The organism is Pseudomonas agronomica (assembly GCF_025917275.1).
In the GTDB taxonomy this organism is placed as follows: domain Bacteria; phylum Pseudomonadota; class Gammaproteobacteria; order Pseudomonadales; family Pseudomonadaceae; genus Aquipseudomonas; species Aquipseudomonas agronomica.
In genome coordinates this window covers 21,424-27,690 of the sequence record NZ_JAOSHO010000029.1, presented here as the reverse complement: position 1 = coordinate 27,690, position 6,267 = coordinate 21,424, and the positions used below count along the sequence as shown (strand labels likewise).

The 6,267-nt window shown below is 60.3% G+C and carries 5 protein-coding genes; 1 reads left to right on the top strand and 4 read right to left on the bottom strand.

The window, feature by feature from the left end; translation table 11 throughout:
* Together OC610_RS04735 and OC610_RS04730 are read right to left on the bottom strand one after the other, a co-directional pair.
* Positions 1-528 (bottom strand): SDR family oxidoreductase (locus tag OC610_RS04735; protein ID WP_264426752.1); only part of this gene is annotated, 528 nt, incomplete at its 3' end.
* A 32-nt stretch (positions 529-560) separates the two neighbouring features.
* Positions 561-1,025 (bottom strand): multidrug transporter, encoded by a 465-nt coding sequence (locus tag OC610_RS04730; RefSeq protein ID WP_264426751.1) that lies wholly within the window; start codon positions 1,023-1,025, stop codon positions 561-563.
* A gap of 167 nt (positions 1,026-1,192) precedes the next feature.
* On the opposite strand from OC610_RS04730, the gene OC610_RS04725 reads away from it, so the two are divergent.
* Positions 1,193-3,799, top strand: coding sequence for an RHS repeat domain-containing protein (locus OC610_RS04725; RefSeq protein ID WP_264426749.1), 2,607 nt, complete (start codon positions 1,193-1,195; stop codon positions 3,797-3,799).
* 118 nt (positions 3,800-3,917) lie between these two features.
* Here the strand turns inward: OC610_RS04725 and OC610_RS04720 are convergent, their stop codons facing one another.
* On the bottom strand, positions 3,918-5,369 hold the full coding sequence (locus tag OC610_RS04720; RefSeq protein ID WP_264426748.1) for a mannose-1-phosphate guanylyltransferase/mannose-6-phosphate isomerase: 1,452 nt from the start codon (positions 5,367-5,369) through the stop codon (positions 3,918-3,920).
* Positions 5,370-5,600: 231 nt separating this feature from the next.
* Positions 5,601-6,266 carry an alginate O-acetyltransferase AlgF gene (locus OC610_RS04715; RefSeq protein ID WP_264426747.1) on the bottom strand — a complete coding sequence of 222 codons (666 nt, stop codon included), beginning with the start codon at positions 6,264-6,266 and terminating at the stop codon, positions 5,601-5,603.
* Position 6,267 lies beyond the last annotated feature (1 nt).

The following is a 6,267-nucleotide window of genomic DNA, read 5'->3' as shown; positions in this document are numbered from 1 at the left end:
GATGGCGCCGGGCTGGACTTCCATCACCCGAATGCCGAACGGTGCCAGCTCCATGCGCAGCGCGTCGCTCAAGGCATGCACCGCAGCCTTGGAGGCGCAGTACGCGCCGGCAAATGGGGTGACCAGCACGCCGGAAACGCTGCCGATATTCACCACCAATCCCTTGGCCCGGCGTAACACGGGAAAAAGCGCGCGGGTCACGCCGACAATGGCAAACACGTTGGTTTCAAACTGACGTTGCATGGCCGGGACGCCGCCGTCCAACAGCGGGCCCATGGCGCCGTAGCCGGCATTGTTGACCAGCACATCGAGGCCGCCATGTTGTTGATTGATCCGTTCGCCCAATTGCTCCAGCGCCTGGCTGTCGTTGACGTCCAGTTGCACGGCGGTGAACCCGGCGGCGCTGAGCTGCGCGACGTCCTCGGGTTTGCGCGCGCTGGCCCAGACCTGGTAGCCGGCGGCCTTGAACGCGTCGGCGAGGGCGCGGCCAATGCCGCTGGAACATCCGGTAATCAACACAACGGGCATGGCGCATTCCTTATGCAACAGGGCGAATTTGATCAGTTGGAGAAATTACCCTGCAATCGCTCGGCGCGAAACTCCAGGGTCTGCGGGCGATAGCCGGGGCGCAATGGCGGGATCGGCAAGCAGTCCTGCCAATCGCCGCCGGGCTGCAAGTCGCCGGGGCCGCGATAGCGCGGTGAACTGTAAAGGTTGTCGGCGAGGTTGAGGTTGTCGCCAGGCGCATAAGCTGCGATACGCCAGCGTAGCTCCGTCAACGGAACATCGTTGCCGTTGTGGATTTTCAACAGCAGCGGTCGGTCCGCGGGACATTGTTCGGGGGCGTGGGCGATGTGCAGGTCCAGGCGAGCCAGTTGCCGGGTCTCGCGGTTTTCTTCCCAGAGCACCCACGCCGCCACCAGCCCCAGCCCGACGAACGCCGCCAGGGAGATCGGCAAGGCCTTGGCCGGATAGCGCAACAGCAGGATGAGCCAGGTGACGACCAGCAAGACGCCGATGAGCATGGTTGAAGCCTCCGTTCCCGTCGCTACATCCTACCGAAGGGAGCGGGCGATGGGTATTGACCCGCCCTGTACCGTCGGTCGTCACTGTCATCTATGACAGTAGGCGGCGTCGCAGGTCCGTTGGTTAGATGTGCTGCGATAGCCTGGCATACGCGGAGCTTCCACTGATGGGCATGGATCATCGAACGCCGACGTTAACCGCTGTCGATTCGCGAAACTTGCCGGTTCGCTTGGTGGGCTACTGCCGCAGCCGTGAGGGCGGCCTCGCGCAGCGGCGCGTCAACCGCAGCCTGTTTGATGTGGCCGGGCACACGGTTAAACAATGGGATCCACGCTTGTGGGCCTTGCAGGAAAGCGACGAATCGACGCCCGCCAATGTTTCAGCGATGTATTCACTGTCCGGCACGACGCTGCGGGCAGACAGTGTCGATGCCGGCCAGCAAATCGGTCTGCCGGGTCTCGCCGATGAAGTTCTGCTGGGGTGGGACAGTCGGGGGACGCAGCGCGACCTGCTCCTTGACGAACTGCTTCGCCCCGTGGCGGTGTTCGAGCAAGGCGACGGGCAGCCGCGGCGGTGTACCGAACGCATGACATACGGCTTTCCGGGCCAGGGCGATCAAGACCATAACCAATACGGGCAATTGATCCGCCACGACGATACCGCGGGCACCTTATTGCTGGCATCCTTTGCCTTGACCGGCCAAGACCTCTCGCAGGAACGCCGTTTCATTCTCGACGCGGCCTTGCCCGATTGGCCGGAGCAGGAGGCCGATCGCGAGCACCTGCTCGAGCCCGGCGATGGCGCCGTTTCGACGTGGTGCGTCGGACCGCTGGGCGACGTGCTGAAACAAGTCGACGCCAGGGAAAATCGGCAACGGGCGAGCCTGACGGTGGATGGGCGAATATCTGGCAGCCAACTGCAGTTGAAGGGGCAGGTCGATTGGCAGGCATTGGCAAGCGATATTCGCTACGACGCCCAAGGACAAATCGAGCAGGAAACCGCCGGCAACGGCGTGCAGACCTCACTCACGTATGACCCGGAAGACGGACGTTTGTCGGAGCGCCAAGCCATGCGCGCCGGCCAAGTGCTGCAGCACTTGCGCTACGCCTACGACCCGATGGGCAACGTATTGAGCATCGAAGACCAGGCCCAGCCGATCCGTTATTTCGCTAATCAGCGCATCGATCCGATCAGTCAATTTACCTACGACAGTCTTTATCAACTGATCGAAGCCAGCGGCTGGGAGGCGGGTACCCTCCACCAGGGACCAGACTCGGTGGGGCGCAACGATCCGGCGGCGGTGAGCAATTATCGCCAGATTTACCGCTACGACGAGGGCGGCAATCTGTTGGCGTTGACCCACGTCGGTGCGCAAAGTCACGGCCGGGACATCCAAGCGGCTCGCTATAGCAATCGCTGCCTGCCGTACCGCAACGGTGTGCCACCCACCGAGGATGAAATCGCCGCCGCGTTCGATGCGCGGGGCAATTGTCTGGAATTGGACGCGGGCCGGTTCCTGGCCTGGGACCTGCGTAATCAGTTGAGTTCGATCACGCCCATCGAGCGCGACTCGGGGCTCAACGATAGCGAGGCGTACGTCTATGACGGCGGCGGGCAACGTGCGCGCAAGCTTCGCATCTTGCGGACCGTCCCCCGCACCCTGGTCGCCGAGGTGCGTTATCTGCCAGGGCTGGAACTGCGTGCTGACAGCGGCACGGGCGAGGCGTTGCAGGTGATCGTCGCCCAGGGCGGGCTCAGCAATGTTCGGGTGTTGCATTGGGAAAGCACACCGCCAACTGGGGAGAACGACTGCTATCGATACAGCATTGCCGATCATCTGGGCTCGGTGAGCCTGGAGTTGGCCGAGGACGGGCGGATCATCAGCCGTGAGCATTTTTATCCCTTTGGTGAAACCGCCTATCTGGCTGGGGATGACGCGATCGAGGCGGGTTACAAGACGGTGCGTTTTTCGGGCAAGGAGCGGGATGCGACGGGGCTTTATTATTATGGCTTTCGTTATTACATCCCGTGGTTGCAGCGGTGGATGAATCCGGATCCGGCTGGCGCGGTCGATGGTTTGAATATGTATAGGATGGTCAAAAACAGTCCTATGACTTTCGTTGACAGTGACGGGCTCATGCCCGGGAAGGAGAACAGGGTGATACCGCCATTGGAAAGAGCGAGTTCGGCAGAGAGACATGAGGCTACGAAAACTCCTCCGGTCGAGAGCGGAAAGATGCTGGTCGGCCCGCATTCCCTAACACTTACCCCGTCCGGCAAGGTTTTGGCGATGAGAGGCGATGACCGTTCTCCTGAACAAATATTGAAAGCCGGCGGCTTCTATCCCAGAGATAACCGAGGCCTGGAAATCAAGAAGGAGTTTCGGAACGCAGTGGTGAGCAAGGGGTTCAATACGCTCGCCAATGAACATGTAAGAAGTCCAGTTCCAGGCTTTGTATCTTTGGGAATGGATGAGGACTCCGGCGGGTATGGCGACACCAGAAATTATCTGTATCGAATGGAAATTCCAGGGCTAAAAGAGCGCGAGATCAACAATCAGATCTTAGGTCTTCAACAACCTTTTGAATTCAAACCGAAAGGAGGGTTGAGTGCTCGACTGTTAATGAGCGATGACTCGCTTGAGAGGGCCGACTTTGTTGCGATGATTCCGCCTAGAACAGTGGAGCTCACTTTCATCACGCCAATTCCCGCCGCTTATATAGTTTCTTACCGGAAAAGAGGCACTAAAGACTGGATTACCTTTCATGGATGACATTGGGGTGCGTCTTGATTGTCAGGAAATAAAAAAGCCCCCACCCAACCCGCTGCGGATAGGGGACGCAGTGGGCTGGATGGGGGCTTCTTGTACGGCTGATCGTTGCTGCTGATCGTTACTGCGCGATGGTCTTCACCGACACGCCGCGCTCGAGCGGGGTGGAGCGACCGTAGATATCTTCGAAGCGCTCGATGTCGTCTTCGCCCAGGTAGCTACCGGACTGCACTTCGATGATTTCCAGCGGGATCTTGCCCGGGTTGCGTAGGCGGTGGACCGACGCGATCGGGATGTAGGTCGACTGGTTTTCAGTGAGCAGGAACACGTTCTCGTCGCAGGTCACTTCGGCGGTGCCGCTGACCACGATCCAGTGTTCGGCGCGGTGGTGGTGCATTTGCAGCGACAGGCACGCGCCCGGCTTGACCGAGATGTGCTTGACCTGGAAACGACCGCCCATGTCCACCGAGTCATAGGACCCCCACGGACGATAGACCTCGCAGTGGTTCTGGGTTTCGGTGCGGCCCTGGGCGTTGAGGGTGTTGACCAGTTGCTTGACGCCTTGGACCTTGTCCTTGTGGGCGATCATCATGGCGTCCTTGGTCTCGACCACGACGATGTTGTCCAGGCCGATCACCGACACCAGCTTGCCGTTGCCGTGGATCATGCAGTTGCGGCTGTCCTGGACCACGACGTCGCCCTTGGTGACGTTGCCGTTGGTGTCCTTGGCGTTGACTTCCCACAGCGATGCCCAGCAACCGACGTCGCTCCAGCCGGCCGACAGCGGCACTACGCAGGCGCGTTGGGTTTTTTCCATCACGGCGTAGTCGATGGAGTTGTCCGGGCAGCAGGCGAAAGTGGCTTCGTCGAAAGTGATGGTGTCGTTGGTCTGCTCGCTGCGCTCCAGGGTCAGCAGGCAGGTGTCGTAGATATCCGGATCGTGCTTTTTCAGCTCTTCGAGGAAGCGGCTGGCGCGGAACAGGAACATGCCGCTGTTCCAGAAGTAACCGCCGGCTTCGACGAACTCGGTGGCGCGCTTGACGTCGGGTTTCTCGACGAAGTGCGACACGCGGCTCACGCCTTCAGGCAGCAGGGCGTCGTTGGTCGACTTGATGTAGCCGTAGCCGGTTTCCGGCTTGGTGGCCGGTACGCCGAACAGCACCATTTCGCCACGCTCGGCAGCCACAGTGGCCAAGGCCAATGCGCGTTGCAGGGCTTTCTGATCTTCGATGACGTGGTCGGCCGGCAGTACCAGCATCAGTTCGTCGCGGCCTTCGTTGACCAGCATCATCGCGGTCAGGGCCACGGCCGGCGCGGTGTTGCGACCGAACGGTTCCATCAGGATGCGCTGGGCTTCCAGGCTCCGGGCGGACAGCTGCTCGTTGACGATGAAGCGGTGCTCTTTGTTGCAGACCACGATCGGCGTGTCCATGCCTTCGAACACCAGGCGTTCGAGGGTCTGTTGGAACAGGGTGTGTTCGCCGGTCAGGGCCAGGAACTGTTTAGGGAATTGCTTGCGCGAAAGCGGCCAAAGACGTGAGCCACTACCACCTGACAAGATCACCGGAATCATGTTTGTTACTCCTTTGAAGCGAAATGGTTTTAGAGCTACTGCGTTCTGTCGTTTCACTCTCTTGTTTTTGTTCCGTGCCCGAATGACTGACCCTCTGTAGGAGCTGACGAGTGCAGCGAGGCTGCGATCTTTCCCCTAACACTTGAATCCCAAGCGAAAGATCAAGATCAAAAGATCGCAGCCTGCGGCAGCTCCTACCCAAATAGGCGTTCAGCCTTCAGGAAAAACTCATCAGCGGGTCGACACAGGGCGTTTCACCCACACTGGCGACAGGGTGCTGCCCGAACCAGTGACGTACAGCACGGCCGCTTCGCCGCGTTCCAGGGCGACTGGCTTCAGGTCGCCAACTTTCTTGTCGCCTTCGAACAGGGCCAGGCTGACTTTCACCGGGTTGATTTCACGCTCGCCACGGCCCTTGGCCGCTACGTTCGGAACCACTTCGGTCTTGCCGTCCGCAGTCTTGAGGGTCAGCGCCTTGTCGGTGAGGTTCTGAACGCGTACCAGGGATTTCTGCTTGTTCTTGAACGGTGGTTCTTCGATCAGTTGTGGCTGGCCGCTGGCGTTGTTGACCAGGGTGTAATAGTGATCGGAGGCCAGTTTAACCGGTACGGTCTGGCTGCCTACCTTGGCGCTGTAGTCGCCGCCAGGCATGAAGCTGAAGTCGCTGCTGGCCAACGGGGCCACGTCGCTGATGTTGGTGCTGCCGACAGTGGCGCTGACTTCGGCGTTGCTGGCGTTGTAGACCCGCACGAAGCTGGAACCTTTTGGCGCGACCGGGCCGTAGAGGGCCGAGTCACCGGCGAAGGCGGACAAGGACAGGGCGCTCATGCTGGCGACCAGGGCAACGGCCTTGAAGGAGCGAGCAGCGAGACGGCGAGGAGTAGTGTTGAAAGTCATG

Coding starts and splice junctions, on each gene's coding strand:
- OC610_RS04730 (WP_264426751.1), bottom strand. CDS start 1,025: ATGCTCATCGGCGTCTTGCTGGTCGTCACCTGGCTCATCCTGCTGTTG.
- OC610_RS04725 (WP_264426749.1), top strand. CDS start 1,193: ATGGGCATGGATCATCGAACGCCGACGTTAACCGCTGTCGATTCGCGA.
- OC610_RS04720 (WP_264426748.1), bottom strand. CDS start 5,369: ATGATTCCGGTGATCTTGTCAGGTGGTAGTGGCTCACGTCTTTGGCCG.
- OC610_RS04715 (WP_264426747.1), bottom strand. CDS start 6,266: ATGACTTTCAACACTACTCCTCGCCGTCTCGCTGCTCGCTCCTTCAAG.